At 65.5% G+C, this 16031-nt stretch carries 9 protein-coding genes; all 9 read right to left on the bottom strand.

The features are described 5' to 3' along the window. The gene (yjfF, locus tag IM737_RS11740) at window positions 1-975 is read right to left on the bottom strand and encodes a galactofuranose ABC transporter, permease protein YjfF (RefSeq protein ID WP_236894115.1); all 975 of its coding nucleotides are present in this window, start codon (window positions 973-975) and stop codon (window positions 1-3) included. Further along, window positions 972-1976, bottom strand: coding sequence for an ABC transporter permease (locus IM737_RS11735; RefSeq protein WP_236894114.1), 1005 nt, complete (start codon window positions 1974-1976; stop codon window positions 972-974). The genes yjfF and IM737_RS11735 overlap by 4 nt, the downstream gene beginning before the upstream one ends. Further along, entirely contained in the window at window positions 1973-3490 is a 1518-nt protein-coding gene (locus tag IM737_RS11730; protein ID WP_236894113.1) for a sugar ABC transporter ATP-binding protein, read from the bottom strand. The genes IM737_RS11735 and IM737_RS11730 overlap by 4 nt, the downstream gene beginning before the upstream one ends. 167 nt (window positions 3491-3657) lie before the next feature. Then, window positions 3658-4584 (bottom strand): galactofuranose ABC transporter, galactofuranose-binding protein YtfQ, encoded by a 927-nt coding sequence (ytfQ, locus tag IM737_RS11725; protein WP_236899912.1) that lies wholly within the window; start codon window positions 4582-4584, stop codon window positions 3658-3660. 298 nt (window positions 4585-4882) lie between these two features. Then, window positions 4883-7057, bottom strand: coding sequence for a penicillin-binding protein 1C (gene pbpC, locus IM737_RS11720; RefSeq protein WP_236894112.1), 2175 nt, complete (start codon window positions 7055-7057; stop codon window positions 4883-4885). Between the two features lie 403 nt (window positions 7058-7460). After that, window positions 7461-12956 (bottom strand): alpha-2-macroglobulin family protein, encoded by a 5496-nt coding sequence (locus tag IM737_RS11715; RefSeq protein WP_236894111.1) that lies wholly within the window; start codon window positions 12954-12956, stop codon window positions 7461-7463. A gap of 171 nt (window positions 12957-13127) precedes the next feature. Next, window positions 13128-14396, bottom strand: a complete 1269-nt coding sequence (locus IM737_RS11710) for an RNA polymerase sigma factor (protein WP_236894110.1) — start codon at window positions 14394-14396, stop codon at window positions 13128-13130. Beyond that, complete coding sequence (locus tag IM737_RS11705) at window positions 14396-14767, bottom strand: YciI family protein (protein ID WP_236894109.1); 372 nt, start codon at window positions 14765-14767, stop codon at window positions 14396-14398. The genes IM737_RS11710 and IM737_RS11705 overlap by 1 nt, the downstream gene beginning before the upstream one ends. A gap of 208 nt (window positions 14768-14975) precedes the next feature. Next, window positions 14976-15839 carry an EamA family transporter gene (locus IM737_RS11700; protein WP_236894108.1) on the bottom strand — a complete coding sequence of 288 codons (864 nt, stop codon included), beginning with the start codon at window positions 15837-15839 and terminating at the stop codon, window positions 14976-14978. Window positions 15840-16031: the final 192 nt, after the last annotated feature.

Raw genomic sequence — 16031 nt, 5'->3', positions numbered from 1 at the left:
CTACGCTTTCTCGGACTTCTCTCCGGGGGCGGAGGCGGCAAATATGATCCGCTGCAGCACGATGAACAAGAACAGCAGCACGCCGATGACGATCTTTGTCCACCAGCTCGACAGCGTACCGTCGAAGATGATGTAGGTCTGCACCAGCCCCAGCAGCATGACGCCGACAAAGGTGCCCAGCACGAAGCCATAGCCGCCGGTCAGCAGTGTACCACCGATCACCACCGCGCTGATGGCATCGAGCTCGACGCCCACCGCTGCCAGCGGATAACCCGCCGATGTGTATAGCGAAAAGACGATTCCCGACAGAGCCGCGAGTACGCTCGACAGCATGTAAATCTGTACGGTCGTGCGCCCAACCGGCACGCCCATCAGCGAGGCTGAAGTGGTATTGCCGCCCAGGGCATAGACATAGGAGCCGAAGCGGGTGCGGTGGGCCAGCAGTGCGCCGACCAGGAAGACCAACACCATCAGCATGCCGATGAAGCTCAGCCGGCCGCCACCGGGCAGGCGGATGACGAGATCGGACAGCAGGCGATAGAAGTCATGCTCGATCGGCACCGAATCCTGGGTGATGACCGAGGCGCCGCCGCGCGCCAGGAACATGCCGGCCAGAGTGACGATAAAACTGGGCACCTGGAGGTAGTGGATGGCAGCGCCCATGGCGCCGCCGAAGAGGGCCGCGACGCCCAGGGCGATAGCGAAGGCGACGAGCGGGTGAAAGCCCAGCCAGCTGACCAGAACGGCGATCAACACGCCGGTAAAGCCGATGACGGCGCCCACCGACAGGTCGATGCCACCGGAGATGATGACGAAGGTCATGCCGACGGCGGCAATGCCCAGGAAGGCATTGTCGGTGAGGAAGTTGCCCAGCACGCGGGTCGACAGCATGTTGGGAAACTGCAGGACGCTGAAGGCATAGGCGAGGATGAAGATGAGGGCGGTCGCCGCCAGTGGACGCAGGCTGCGCTTCATTTTGACGTCCCTTTGGTCGGCACCAGCTTGCGGCGGGTGAACAATTGCGCGGCAAACGGCGACTGGATCAGCAGGATGATGATGATCATCCCGGCCTTGACCACCAGGTTGAATTCGGGCCGGAAGCCGGAAACCAGGATGCCGGTATTCATGGCCTGGATGATCAGGGCGCCGACAACGGCCATCGGGATGGAGAACTTGCCGCCGAGCAGCGAGGTGCCGCCGATGACCACGGCGAGGATGGCGTCGAGTTCGAGCCAGAGCCCGGAATTGTTGGCATCGGCGCCGCGGATATCGGCCGCGACGATGACGCCGGCAATGGCGGCGCAGAAGCCGGATAGCGCATAGACCAGCATCAGCAGCATGCGGCTATGGATGCCAGCGAGAGACGCGGCGGCGCGATTGACGCCGATGGCCTGGATGAAGAGGCCCAGCGCGGTCTTGCCCACCAGCAGTGACACCAGGATCATCAGCACAAGCGCGATGACAATGGCCATGGGGAAGCCGAGGAAGGAGCCGGTGCCCAGGAAAATCAGCGCCGGGTCGTTGAAGGTGACGATATAGCCTTCGGTGATCAGCTGGGCGATGCCGCGACCGGCCACCATCAGCACCAAAGTGGCGATGATGGGCTGGATATCGAGCACGGCGACGAGGAAGCCATTCCACAGGCCGCAGACAAGACCAACCGAGAGCGCGGCGATGACGGCGATCGGCGTCGGATAGCCGGCCACGACCATGGTGGCCGCGACGGCGCCGCACACCGCCATGATGGCGCCGACGGAGAGGTCGACGCCCTTGGTGGCGATGACCCCGGTCATGCCGATGGCGAGGATCGCCACTGGCGCGCCGCGATTGAGCACGTCGATCAGGCTGCCGAACAGGCGCCCGTCCTGCCAGGTGATGCGGAAGAAGTTGGGAAACAGCAGCCAGTTGATGAGCAGCACGCCGGCCAAAGCCAGCAATTGCGGATTGGCCAGGCGTTCGAGATGCAGGCGTTTCATGCCACGGCCTCGTCGGGGTTATTGGCGATGGCCTGCACGATCACGCCGGGATTGATGTTCTTGCCGCGCAGTTCGGCGACCATTTCGCGATCGCGCATGACGACGATGCGCGAGCTATAGGCGACGACTTCGTCGAGCTCGGATGAGATGACCACCATGGCCATGCCGTCGTCGCGCAGCCGGTTGATGGTGCGGACGATTTCGGCATGGGCGCCGACATCGATGCCACGGGTGGGCTCGTCGAGAATGAGGAAGGCCGGATCGGTGGCGAGCCAGCGGGAGAGGATGACCTTCTGCTGGTTGCCGCCGGACAGGAGCTTGATGGGCATGTCGAGCGAGGCGGCGCGGATGTCCATGCTTTCGCTGAACTTGCCGGCGATTTCGAGCTGTTCGTCGCGATTGAGAGCGCGGAACCAGCCGAGTTTGCCCTGCAAAGCGATGATGATGTTTTCGCGCACGCTGAGGTCGCCGAGAATGCCCTCGGCCTTGCGGTCCTCCGGGCAGAAGCCGAAGCCGTGCTTGATGGCGTCGGTGCTCTTGCGGATGGCGGTGGGTTTGCCGTTGACGGTGACGCTGCCCTGATCGGCCGCATCGGCGCCGAACATCAGCCGCGCCATCTCGGTGCGGCCCGAGCCGAGCAGGCCGGCGACGCCGATGACCTCGCCCTTGTGGATGGTGAGATCGAAGGGCAGCACGCTGCGCTTGCGGCCATAGCCCTTGAACTCGAGCAGTACCTCGTCGAGCGTGGCGTCGGGCTCGACGTCGGTGGCGCCGGAAAAGGCAATGTCCTTGCCCAGCATCAGGCGGACGACATCGGTGCGGGTGACGCCGTCGAGCTGGCGGGTTTCGATCAGCTTGCCATTGCGCAAGACGGTGACGCGATCGGCGATGGCGAAGACCTGATCGAGGAAATGGGTGATGAAGATAATGGCGAGGCCCTTGGCCTTGAGGCCGCGGATCACCTCGAACAGGCGCTCGACTTCGTTGCGGTCGAGGCTGGCGGTGGGTTCGTCGAGGATCAGCACCTTGCCGGAGAGCTGGACGGCGCGGGCGATGGCGACGATCTGCTGCACGGCGACCGAGTGGCTGCCCAACTCGCTCGATGGATCGATAGTGAGATCGTAATTGGCCAGGATGGTGCGGGCGTCGGCTTCCATCTTGCGGAAGTTGACGAGGCCGAAGCGGCGCGGCTGGTGGCCGAGGAATAGGTTTTCGGCGACCGAGCGGTTGGGCAGGAGGTTGACCTCCTGATAGACCGTGCCGATGCCGAAGGTCTGGGCATGCAGCGGGTTGTCGAGCGACACCTGCGCATTGTCCACATAGACGCCGCCGCCATCGGGCTGGTAGGCGCCGGTCAGGATCTTGATAAGGGTGGATTTGCCGGCGCCGTTTTCGCCGAGAAGCGCGTGGACCTCGCCGGGTTTGAGGCCGAAATCGACGTTGTCGAGCGCGACATGATTGCCGAAAATCTTGATGACGCCGCGTGCTTCGAGCACGTAGTTGCTATCCGCCATGCGCCGCTCCCCCTGGTGACCACCGAGCGATCAGTCGACCCCCTCCCGCGATGGGGAGAGATCGAGGAAGGGGATGCGGGAGCCCCGATATTGTGGCTCTCAACACCCCCTCCCAACCTCCCCCATCAAGGGGGAGGTGCCGTCCGGTGGCAAGTGATAATCCGAGCTTAGTAGCCCAGGCCCTTGCGGCGGTCATACTCGCCCTGCGGATCGTCGGCAGGGGTGTAGAGCTTGGACTCGGTGATGATGAACTTTTCCGGTTCCGTGCCGTCGGCGAGGAAAGCCGAGAGAGCGGCGAGGGCCGGGCCGGCCATATCGGGGGTCAGTTCAACGGTGGCATTGGCTTCGCCGGCAGCCATGGCGGCAAAGATGTCGGGGACGGCGTCGATCGAGACGACCTTGATGTCGGTGCCGGGCTTGAGGCCAGCATCCTTGATGGCCTGGATGGCGCCAACGGCCATGTCGTCGTTATGGGCATAGACCGCGCAGATGTCGGCGCCATTGTTGGACGACTTGATGAAGGCTTCCATGACTTCCTTGCCCTTGGCGCGGGTGAAGTCACCGGTCTGGCTCTGGGCGATCACGATATTGGCGTGGCCGGCAATCGCTTCTTCGAAGCCCTGCTTGCGGTTGATGGCCGGGGTGGAGCCGACGGTGCCCTGGAGTTCGACGACCTTGCAGTCGGCATCGCCGACTTCGGCAACCAGCCATTCACCGGCAACGCGACCTTCGAGAACCTGGTCGGAGGCGACGGAGGTGAGGTACAGGTCTTCAGGTGCATCGACGCCGCGATCGAGCAGGATGACCGGGATTTCGGCTTCCTTGGCTTCGGTCAGCACGTCTTCCCAGCCGGTGGCGACCACGGGGGCAACCAGGATGGCGTCGACGCCCTGGGCGATGAAGCCACGCAGGGCCTTGATCTGGTTTTCCTGCTTCTGCTGCGCATCGGCAAACTTGAGGTCGATGCCCAGGGCTTCGGCCTGCTGCTTGGTGACCGAGGTCTCGGCAGCGCGCCAGCCGGACTCAGAACCGATCTGGCTGAAGCCAATGACCAGACCGCTCAGGTTTTCCTGGGCGAAGGAAACAGAAGTCAAAGCGGTAGTGAGGCTCGCCGCGATGGCGAGCGTGGTGATGAATTTCACGATGTCCTCCCAATGGACGCCACGGCGTGTTCACCTGCGGCGATGAGAGGACGCTATATAAAGTACTATTATATGTAAATAGGGATTCTCACGAGGTGGTGAGGAGGCCTTCGCCGTCCATTTTGTCCCTCGCGTCATTCCCGCGAAAGCGGGAATCCACTCTTTCTCGCACGCGGAACCGAGAATGGATTCCCGCCTTCGCGGGAATGACGTCGTGGGTGTGTCGGTATGAAGCAAGCGGCCCTCGAACCTAATTCAAGAACACCGTGACGGTGTCGCCACGCCCCTCTGCGTCGACCACCGACAGGGTCACAAAGCCCGGCCCGTCTGGGTTCCAGCTGTCCTGGCGGGCGAAATTGGGGCGACCGAAGGGGGCGCCGTTGGCGAAGAAGGTGAAGGGCGGGACGCCGTTGCGGACCTTGACCATGAGCGGGGAACTGTCGCCGGACGCCAGACCGAGATCGACATCGACGCCATCGCCGGGGAAGGCGATTTCGGGCGCCGGGTCGCGCGACACGCGGTCGTCGTCGGGGTGGCGGAAGCGGCGGAGAGGGGTCGGCAACTCGGTATTGGAGGCGACCAACACGCCCGGTGGCGCCTTGGGCAAGGGCGTGCGGCGATCGCCGAGGCGGTCGAAGGCCTCGAACAGGATCGGCGCGGCGCCGATAATGCCGGAGAGACCGGGGACCGGTGCGCCATCAGGGCGGCCGACCCAGACGCCGACCACGGTCTTGCCATCAAAGCCGATGGCCCAGGCGTCGCGATAGCCATAGGACGTGCCGGTCTTGTAGGCGATGCGGCCGGGGGTGCCGTTGAGCGGCGGTGGGACGTCCGCGAGGATATCGGCGACGTACCAGGCCGAAATGGGATCGAGCACCGGGGCTTCGATGGCCGGTGGCAGCGCTGGCGTGATGCCATCGCGCAAAGTCACCGGCACGCCGCCATGGGCGATGGCGGCATAGACCGAGACGAGATCGCGCAAAGTGATGCCGACGCCGCCGAGGCCGACGGCGAGGCTGGGCGCCGTGTCGACCGGCAGGCGTGGATCGGCATGGGCGCGGCGCAGGCGCGAAACGAGGCGGGCGGGACCGACCGCGTCGAGTACCACCACGGCGGGGATGTTGAGCGACTCGGTCAGCGCATCGTGGATGGTCACCGTGCCGCGGCTGAAGCCGTCGAAGTTGACCGGAACGTAACCGCCAAAGGCGGTGGGGCGATCCTCGATCAGGCTTTGCGGATGGGCGAGGCCCAGCTCGAAGCCGAGGCCGTAGATGAGAGGTTTCAGCGTCGATCCGGGCGAGCGGATGGCCGTGGTCATGTCGACATAGCCGTTGCTCTGGCTAGCAAAGAGCCCGGCCGAGCCGACCGAGGCGAGGATTTCGCCGGTCTCGATATCGGCGGCGACGATGGCTACAGAGACCTTGGGATCAATCAGCCGTGCCCGCGCGGCGCCGAGGCGTTCGAGCGCGTCCTGCAGGCGTTTGTCCAGCGTCAGCGCCACGGTGCGCGCCTCGGGCTGGGCCTTCACCGCCTCCTCGGCCATGTGGGCGGCCAGCATGGGGAATTCGCGGCGGGCCGTGGGCACGGGTTCGAGCTTGGCGGCGATGGCCTCTTCCGCGTCGAGGGCGCCGAGGGCGACGAGGCGGTCGAGCACCATGTCGCGGCTGGCGCGGGCGGCGACCGGGTCGCGGTCGGGACGGCGGGCTTCGGGGGATTGCGGCAGGGCCACTAGCAAGGCGGCTTCCGCAGTGGTCAGCCGGTTCGGCTCCTTGCCGAAATAGGCCAGCGTCGCGGCGCGGATGCCCTCGATATTGCCGCCGTAGGGGGCGAGCGTCAGGTAGAGATCGAGGATGTCGTCCTTGTCGAGGTCGCGCTCCAGCTCGGTGGCATGCACCATCTGGCGGAACTTGCCCCAGCCATTGCGGGTGGGTTCGCCCTCGATCAGGCGGGCGACCTGCATCGTCAGGGTCGAGCCGCCGGACACGACGTGTCCACCGGCCATGATGAACTGGCTGGCGGCGCGCGCCATAGAGCTCCAGGCAATGCCGTCATGGGTGGCAAAGCCGCGATCCTCATAGGCGATCAGCATCTTGATGAAGCGCGGATCGACCGCTGTGCGGTTGACCGGCAGGCGCCAGCGACCGTCAGCGGTGGTGAAGGGGCGCAGCAGCAGTCCGTTGCGATCGGTGACGGAGGCCGAAACCGGCAGCCCGGCCGGAACCGGCGTGGGCGGCAGGGTGGCCTGCGCGTCGATGACCATGGAATTGAGCTGGATGGCGCCGGCGCAGGCGAGGGCGAAGAGCGAGAAGCCGGTGAGGGTGAGCCAGCGGAGCCATTGTCTTGGCGCGGTGCCGTCTTCACCTCTCCCTTTGGGGGAGAGGTCGCCCCGCAGGAGCGGGTGAGGGGGCCTTGCTTCGGTGCTCAAGAGAAGGCCCCCTCACCCGGCTCGCAAGAGCGATCCGACCTCTCCCCCAAAGGGAGAGGTGAAGAGAGGACGACCAATCCATCAGTCGTCAGCCTCGGGCATGACCCGAGGCTTCTGCACTTGCCGATGGCGCCGCAAGTGTAGGGCCCTCGGGTCAAGCCCGAGGGTGACGGCCGGTGGGTGGTGGAAGCGCTTTGCAAGGTTCGCAGTCGTCTCCCTCCCCCTTGTGGGGAGGGATCAAGGGTGGGGGTGGGTTGGCCGCGATATCGGGGCTCCCATCCCCCCTTCCGAGCGCCGCTAGGCGCTGCGCGCCAAGCTTTGCTTGCCCTCCCCACAAGGGGGAGGGTGGGGTTCGGTTGGGAGGAGAGCAAGTGCCCTCCACCCTGATGCTTGAGATGCCCGTTCATGGTCCGGTCGACGTAACCTCGATGGACGCCGCGCCCAGGTTCGCCCGGTATTCGGGGCGATACATGTCTTCCACTGTCGTGCCAGGCAGCACGAAGGTGCCTGGCGAGACGGCGCGGACGATGTAGGCCGTGGTGAACGAGCCGGTGTCCGAATAGTAGCGGAAGGCGGCGACGAACTGGTCTGTGCGGGACTCGATATGGGCTGCCCCATCGAGCTGGACCCAGCTGAAGTCCGAGGCGCCGTCGCCGGCCGACAGGTTCGGATTTTCGATTTCGAACCCGGCGGGCAGCGGATCGGCCACCACATACTGGCCGGAGCCGAGAGCATGCGGCCGCACGGTCACCACCACCACCAGCCGCTCGTTCTGGGCAATCGGATCGACCGTTGGATCAACCTGGGTGCCGTCGGGCAGATAGTAGTCGCGGTAGAGCGAGAAGCCGTTGCTCGATTCAGCCGGGGCCTCCGACGGATAGCCGGATACGGTCACCTTGGCCTCGGTGGCCGCGGTGCCGTTATTGCCGATCTCGACCGGGACAAAGGCCTGTTGCTCGTAGCTGCGATAGACCTGGCCGGTCAGGGCCTCGCCATCGAGCGTGATCGAGCCATCGGTCGAGGACGCACCCACCGCGGCCGCGGCGAGCAGCGTCCAGCTGTCCTCCTGGGTCGAGGTGTAGCGGGTGCGGTCTCGCAGCTTGCTGAGGTCGTTGGCCAAAGCCGTCAGGTCTACGCCCTCGGGCTTGAACTCGGCCGCCAGAGCCAGCACGCCGGCGGTATCGCGCAGGCGGCTGCCATAGTCGCCGCGATAGCGACGGCTGTCGTCCTTGGCGGCGAGGGCTTCGACCGCCGCCTGGAAGGCGGAGGCGGCGCGGGTGCTGTCGCCGTAAAGGGCAAGAGCGGCGCCGAGCTGGGCCTTTGCAAGCGGCGAACCAAAGTTCGGCAGGCGGGCTTCGTGGTAGTAGCGCAGGTCGCCCATGGCGGCACGACCGGCACGCGCCAGATCGTAGAGCGCATAGGCGATGTCTTCGCCGCCATTGTCGAAGTCGGTAGCGTAGCTGAGCTGGTTGGCCAGGTTGTCCAGCGCCATGCTCATGGCCAGTTCCGGCACGTCGTAGCCTGCCGCCTTGGCGCGCAGCAGGAAGTCGGTGACGAAGCCGTCGAGCCAGAAATCGCCGCCATCGAAGGGGCTCCAGAGGCCGAAGCCGCCGCCGGAGGTCTGCTTGGCCAGAAGGTTGGCGATGGCATCCTTGACGGTCTGGCTCAGCTCTTCGTCACCTGCGGTGCCGATCAGCTTGGCCACGTCGTTGAGGTAGAGCAGCGGCAGTGCACGGCTCGAAACCTGCTCGGCGCAACCATAGGGGTAGCGGTCGAGCGAGAGCAGGAGGCCCGGCACGTCGAAGCGGGCAAGCGGCCCAATCGCCAGCGTCATCTGGCCGGTATTGGCCATGAAGCTGTCGAAGAAGTCGGTGCCGACCGTGACGGTGGCGCCGGCTTCGATCGGGATGATCTTGCTCGTCGTCACCGGCGCGCTGACCGGGCGAACACCCAGCAGCAGTTCCTTGGTCTGCGTCGTTCCATCGGGCGAGGTGATGGTCAGCACGATCGGCCAATCGCCGATCTGCATGCCGTTGAGCCTGAGGTTGAGCGATGTTCGATCGCCTTCGCCGAGCTCCACATCGGTGTTTTCGGCAGGGGTGGCGATGCCTTCGCCGGTCGAGAGGGCAACGCCATAGGTGCCGGCGGCGCCGTCGACATTGTTGATCTCGACCAGCAGGCGCGACTCGTCGCCGACACGGAGGAACCGCGGCGGGCTGAGGGTCACGACGACTGGGTCACGGACGATCACGTCGGCCGAGGCGTGGCCCACGGCCGTATCGGTCCAGGCCATGGCCATGACCCGCACGGTGCCCGAGAAGTCGGGCATGTCGAAGGTCACGGTGGCCTTGCCATCGGCATCGACCTTGACGATGCCGGAATGGAGCGCCACCAGCACCGAAGTGGGCGGAGGCGTGCCGAGGCGAGACGAACCGCCGTCGCCACCGGAGCGCAGCACGCCGGCGGCGCCCTGGGTCGGGTCGATCAGCGAGCCATAGAGATCGCGCACTTCCATGCCGAGCTGGCGCTGGCCGAAATACCAGCCATCGGGATCCGGCACCTTGAAGTTGGTGAGGTTGAGAATGCCCAGGTCCACGGCCGCCACGGCGACATAGGCGGTCTGGCCGGCGGCCAGGTTGCCCAGCTCGATCGTGGTGGTGAAGCTCTGCCGTGGCAGCGTGACTTCGGGAGTGGTCATGGTGACGTCGAGCTTGCGGTCGCCCGGCTCGACATCGGCGAAGGCCAGACCCAGAGCACGCGAGGGCATGCGCTTTTCGTCGATGTCGGATGGACGATAGAGAATCGCCGTCACATAGGCGCCGGGGCCCCATTCCTCGGTCACCTCAAGCGGCACGGTGGTGCCACCTTCGGGAACCTCGACCGCCTGCATAGCGATGACGCGGTTGTCGACGACCATGACGAGAGCCGTACCGGCAAACTGCGGATCGAGCTTGAGCTGGGCAGTTTCGCCGACCTTGTAGGCGGGCTTGTCGAGGGCGACCTGCAGCGTGTCGGGCGTGTCCGAACCGGCATCGGCATAGTAATAGCCAGCATAGAATTCGTAGCTCGACGAGGTCGCGCCTTCGCCCGTGGTTTCGACTTCGATCTGGTAGAGGCCCCAATCGACATTGCCGCCCACCGTCACCGAGCCGCCATCGGGCGTATCGGCGGTGCCGGTCGCGACCTGGCGGGTGGTGGTGATGCCTTCCCACTGCCAGGTGGAGCCGTTGCGGTACCACTGGTAGTTGGTCTCGACGCGCGACAGCGTCCAGGTGAGGCCAGTTTTCGCGACGGCTTCGCCATCAGGCGACACGACGACGATGTCGAACTGCGCCTCGCTGCCTTCCTCGATGCCCGAGGCATCGGTGAAAGCCGGCTTGATGCCGATATGGTCGCCGGTTGCCTTGACCGGGCGGGTGATGCTGCGTTCGAGGGTGCGGCCATTGGTGTCGACCAGGCGCAGCAGCACCTGGGCTTCCAGCGGACGCGTCGTCACCTGGCCCTCGGGCAGGGTGACTTCGGCCACGGCATTGCCGGCTTCGTCGGTGATGCCAACAGTGCCAAGCGGCTCGCGGGTGGTTTCGATGGTGTCGTCGAGACGACCGAAGGTATAGCCGGGGAAGGCGTCGAGCGTGGTGCGCGGACGGAGGATCGCGTCGGCCTCGATCGAGAGGTCGGGTGCGGTGGCGCCGTAGAGATACTTGGCGGCGACGTCGATCGCGTTGATCTCACCTGAGATGAACGGACCTTCGGCGGCGCTGATCTCGAAGGCCAGGCGCTCAGGCTCGAAATCTTCGACCAGGAAGCTTGTTGAGGACAAAGCTTCGGCGTTGGGATCGGAATAGAGGCGCAGGGTCCAGGAGCCGCGCATGGCTTCGCTGACCATGGGCAAAGCGGTGAAGTAACCGCCGGCGCCCTGGTCGTTCAGCACTTGCGTATCGGCGACGACGCCATCGGGGCGCTCGACTTCGAGCGTCAGCGGCAGGCCGGCGACGGCCTGGGCGCGTTCGTCACGCAAGAGGGCCGTGAGATAGACCGTTTCGCCGGGGCGATAGACGCCGCGTTCGGTGGTGGCGAAGACGTCGAGCGGACCCGGCGACGGGCGGCCTTCGACGCCGCGATCGGTTAGGTCGAATGCGGGCTTGGAAAGATCGAGGAAGGCGTAATCGCCATCCGTGGTTTCGGCGACCAGCAGCTGCGGAGCCTTGCCGTTCTCGCCGCGGGCGAGGCCCGGGGCAAATACAGCCTGGCCGTCGGCATCGGTGGTGGCTTCGCCGAGCACTTCGTTGTTGACCGCGACGAGGCGCACCGTGGCGCCGACCACGGGCTGGGCATCAGTCAGGCCGCGGACAAAGGCATGGACGCCATCGTCGCCGGCAATGGTGGTGAGGCCGAGATCGGTGACGATGAACCACTGCGTGGCGATATCGTCCCAATATTCGTCGCCCTGCGCGCCCTTGACCTTGGCGGTCACGACATAGGCGCCGGCGGGGATATCGCCGAGCGCTTCGGTCACCGGGATGGCCGTGGTGGTGAGGGCATTGGGGTCGCCCTGGGCCAGGTCGACCTCGCCCTTGAACACCTCTTCGCCATAGCGATAGGCGATGTCCTCGGCGGAATATTCGGTGAGGCTGCCCTGGAACACGCCGTCACGCACGGCGGTGGCGATGGAGCGGTCGCCGATGCGGTAGATCATGACTTCGGCGGTTTCGGCATTGACCGAGGTGATCGGCAGCCCGCCGCCGAGGCCGGCTGGCATCACATAGGCATTGTTGGCAAAGCCGACGAAGGGCGAGCGATCGGGGATATAGACGCTGAGGTCGATGTCCTTGGCCAGCACTTCGCCATCCGAAGACGGCAGGCCGGCGCGGAACTTGATGTCATAGCGGCTGCCATGCAGCACGCCTTCGATACAGATCTGCTCCTGCTCGGTTTCGACCGATAGCTGTGGCGCACCAGCGATCACGACATAGGCGGAGAGATCGGTGCTGCCGAGCGGGTTGGAGAACACGGCGCAGATGCGCGGCGAGGCGGCTTCGGCATCGACTTCGTGGCTGGTGACGCGGAAGCCGTTCTGGGCGACGACGTCCGCAAGGTGCGCTTCGACGCCCTCATTGGGCGCGAGCTTCACGCTCAGGCGGTAGGTGGCGATCACCTCGCGCCACATGTCGCGATATTCCATGCCGGCAGCCAAAGCGGCGAGCGAGGCAGCGCGGTCTTCCTTTGATGTCGAGCGCAGGAAGGCGTTCATGGCGGCGGAAGTGGCGGCGAAGGCCAGGTCAGAGCTGTTGTCGCCCTCGGACTTGCCCTTGACTGCTTCGGCGCGGGCGAGGCTGGCCTGGGCCAGGGCCTGCCAGACATTGCGGTCATTGGCATTGATCGCCAGTGCCTGGCGGTAGGCGACGATGGCGGCAGCGTCATTGTCGGCAGCCAGCGCCTCATCGCCCGACGCCACGAGATCGGCATAGACCGCCTTGGGGGCTGGTGCGTCTGATGTCGGCAGTTCGGCGGCGAGGCGCTTGGCGGAGTCGATGATGCCCTGGGCAGGGAAGGGGATTTCTGCCTGGCGGACGGCTTCGGTCACGGCCGGCGATGGGGCGCGGCTGACGCGGCCCGAGGTCGCGCCGTCGAACACGGTCTCTTCGCCCGCCGTGCCCTTGAGGAAGCACCAGCCGGCCTCTTCGTTGAAGGTGAAGGCGCGGCAGATATTGTCGGCGGAGCAGGCAGCGCTGCAGGCGTCGAGGTCCGTGTCCTTGATGGTCGAGTAATCGAAACCCGGCAGGTCGGTGTTTTCGAGCAGGGTTATCCGCGAGGCATCCTGCGCCTGTGGTGACGCTATGGATAGCGCCAGCATCGCAGCTGCAACCAAACCCCGGATCGACGCAAAACGGTGCAGCATGCTGCCCTCCCAAGCCTCATTGGGCGGCATATGGATGGCAAGGCAGACGAGAAAGCAAGAGCGTCGCGACGGCGAATATTTTGGCCGGACTACAACTGTTCAGCTATCGTTAAGAAAAGCCCCAAGTCTCTGGTGCCACTGCCCGAATTTCGCCAGAATTGGACGAAGGGCTTACTTTGCCGCCGTGATGGGTGCAGGTAGCACGATGCTGCTGAGCCGATCGATATGGGTGCGGATATGGGCGGCTTCCGACGGTGTCGAGGCCAGTGCTATGGCGCGGTTGAATGCTTCGCGGGCCTGGGGCGCGTCACCCAGCTGCATCAGCAAGCCGCCACGGACGCCGTGGAAAAAGAAATAGCCGTCGAGCTTGTCGGCCAGCGGCGCGATCAGGGCGAGCGCGGCTGCCGGCCCTCGCGACTTGCTCACGGCGACGGCGCGGTTGAGCGTCACGACGGGGGAGGGCTGCAGCACTTCGAGCGTTTGGTAAAGCCGGTCGATGCTGGCCCAATCGGTATCAGCGGCGGTCCGGGCGCGGGCATGCTGGGCGGCGATGGCGGCCTGTACCTGATAGGTGCCAGGCTCCTGATGGCGCAGGGCCTTTTCAACCAGCGCCCGGCCCTCGGATATCATGGCGGCACTCCACAGGCTGCGGTCCTGATCCTCCAGCAACACGATCGCCCCCTGCGCATCGGTGCGCGCGGCCTTGCGGGCATGCTGCAACAGCATCAGCGCGCAGAGGCCCATGATCTCGGGCTCTGTGGGGAACAGGCGCAGCAGCAGCCGGCTGAGGCGGATGGCTTCGTCGCAGAGCTGGGCCGCCGCCGGATCGGCATGACCGCGTGAATAGCCCTCGTTGAAGACGAGGTAGAGCATCACGGCGACGGTGCCCAACCGCTCCAGCCGGGCACGCGCATCGGGTGGGTCGAACGGCATGGGATGGGCGGCGATGCGGGCTTTGGCGCGGGTCAGCCGCTGTTCCATGGCCACTTCGCTGACCAGAAACGCCCGCGCCACCTGCTTGAGCGGCACGCCGGCCACCACGCGCAGAGCCAGGGCGATCTGCTGATTGGCCGGCAGGTCCGGGTGGCAGCACACGAAGAGCAGCCGCAGGATGTCGTCGCGATAGTGCTCGCCATCGAGCCGCTCGGCCATATCGGCTTCGGCGTCCTCGCGATCGGACAGCACCTCCTCTGATGGCAAGGCGACCTGGCGGCGGGTCTTGCGCAGCCCGTCGACGCCCGAATTGCGGCCGACAAAGATCAGCCAGGCCACGGTGTCGCGCGGCGGGCCCTTGTCGGGCCAGGTCCTGATGGCGCGGAGGCACGCCTCCTGGAATGCCTCCTCGGCGATGTCGAGATTGCGGAAATAGCGCAGCAGGGCGCTCAACGCCTGGGGCCGGGCCGCCGTGAGGGCCGCTGCTATCCAGGCGTTGTCGACCATCAGCCAATCTCGCTGGGATGGAAAACGCCAACCGGCCGGATCTCGTAGCCGCCCAGTCCCGGATTGGCCACGGCTAAATCCTTGGCGAAGGCGATAGCCTCGTCCAGCGAGTCGCAATCGACCATGTAGAAGCCGAGAAACTGCTCCTTGGTCTCAGCAAACGGGCCGTCAATGATGAGGGCTTCGCCGCTCGCCTTGCGCAATGTGGTGGCCGAGGTGGTGGGCAGCAGCCGTGCCACCGGGCCCAGCTTGCCCTTGGCCTTCATGCCCTCTTCGACCTTGGCGAGGCGCGCCATGACGGCGTCATCCTCCTCCTGGGACCAGGCGGTGACGGCATTTTCATCGTTGTAGCAGAGGACGGCATACAGCATTTCAGAACCCTCGTCGGAAACATGACGAGCGACTATGCCCAATTCAGACAGCGGGTGAAGGGTTTTCTGCCGATCGTGGCACGCCCTCGTGGTTCGAGGCGCTGAAGAAGCGCACCTCACCATGAGGGCTGTTGTTAGCTCGGAGTATCAGTAGTCCTCATGGTGAGGTGCGAGCTCTTCGCGAGCCTCGAACCACGAGAGCGTGGCACTAGACCTTCGGCGGCGCGTTCCGCGCGATGGTCACCGTCGCGCCCAGCGAGGCGACGATCACCGCGGCAATGCCGGCGATGTGCCACGGGCTCAGCTTTTCGTGGAGGATCAGGAAGCCGGATAGCGCGCCCAAGGCCGGCTGGCCGCTCATCAGGATGCCGAAGAGACGCGATGGCATATGCGGCAAGGCGGCCATGTCGAGGGCGTAGGGGATGGCGCTCGACAGCAAGGCCACGCCGAGGCCAAGCGGCAGAATGGCGGGATCGAGCAGGGTTGTGCCCGCCGTGGCCGCGCCAAACGGCAAGGCAATCATGGCGGCGATGGCGACGCCGAGTGCGGTGATATGCGGACCGCCACCCGTGCCGGCGCGCTGGCCGAAGATGATGTAGCCAGCCCAGCAGACGCCCGTCGCCAGGGCCAGGGCCACGCCGATCAGGCTGATATCGCCTTCGCCCTGACCCAGCGGCAGCAGCAGCGCCAGGCCGGCAAAGGCGAGCACGATCCAGGCAAAATCGAGCGGTTTGCGCGCCCCGACCAAGGCGACGGCCAGTGGCCCGGTAAACTCCAGTGCGACCGCAATGCCGAGGGGAATATAGGTCAGCGAGGCGTAGAACAGCAGGTTCATCACGCCGATCATGCCGCCATAGATCAGCACGTCGCGCCACTGCGCCGGACTGAGCCGGTGGCGCCATGGGCGGAACAGGGTGACGAGCACGATAGCGGCGAGCGTCAATCGCAAAGTAGTCGCGCCGGCTGCACCCACCAGCGGAAACAGCATCTTGGCGAAGGAGGCGCCAAGCTGGGTGAAGATCATGCCCAGGGTGACCAGGGCGACGGGCAGGATGACGGATTGCGGCCGCAAGGGATGGGCTTTCGAACGAGTCTGGCTGCTCTAGCAGCGTTTCCAACATCGCGCCACGCCCTCGTGGTTCGAGGCGCTGAAGAAGCGCACCTCACCATGAGGGCTGTTGCTAGCTCGCAGTATCAGTAGCCATCATGGTGAGGTGCGAGCTCTTCGCGAGCCTCGAACCACGAGGGCGTGGCACGGAGCACA

Origin of the sequence: Devosia sp. SL43, from assembly GCF_021729885.1 — a bacterium.
Classification (GTDB): Bacteria; Pseudomonadota; Alphaproteobacteria; order Rhizobiales; family Devosiaceae; genus Devosia.
Note: the sequence above shows the minus strand (reverse complement) of the source record. Positions and strands in the feature narration are given on the sequence as shown.

Excerpts from the sequence above, each read along its gene's own strand:
- yjfF (WP_236894115.1), bottom strand. The coding sequence starts at position 975 with ATGAAGCGCAGCCTGCGTCCACTGGCGGCGACCGCCCTCATCTTCATC.
- IM737_RS11735 (WP_236894114.1), bottom strand. The coding sequence starts at position 1,976 with ATGAAACGCCTGCATCTCGAACGCCTGGCCAATCCGCAATTGCTGGCT.
- IM737_RS11730 (WP_236894113.1), bottom strand. The coding sequence starts at position 3,490 with ATGGCGGATAGCAACTACGTGCTCGAAGCACGCGGCGTCATCAAGATT.
- IM737_RS11715 (WP_236894111.1), bottom strand. The coding sequence starts at position 12,956 with ATGCTGCACCGTTTTGCGTCGATCCGGGGTTTGGTTGCAGCTGCGATG.
- IM737_RS11710 (WP_236894110.1), bottom strand. The coding sequence starts at position 14,396 with ATGGTCGACAACGCCTGGATAGCAGCGGCCCTCACGGCGGCCCGGCCC.
- IM737_RS11705 (WP_236894109.1), bottom strand. The coding sequence starts at position 14,767 with ATGCTGTATGCCGTCCTCTGCTACAACGATGAAAATGCCGTCACCGCC.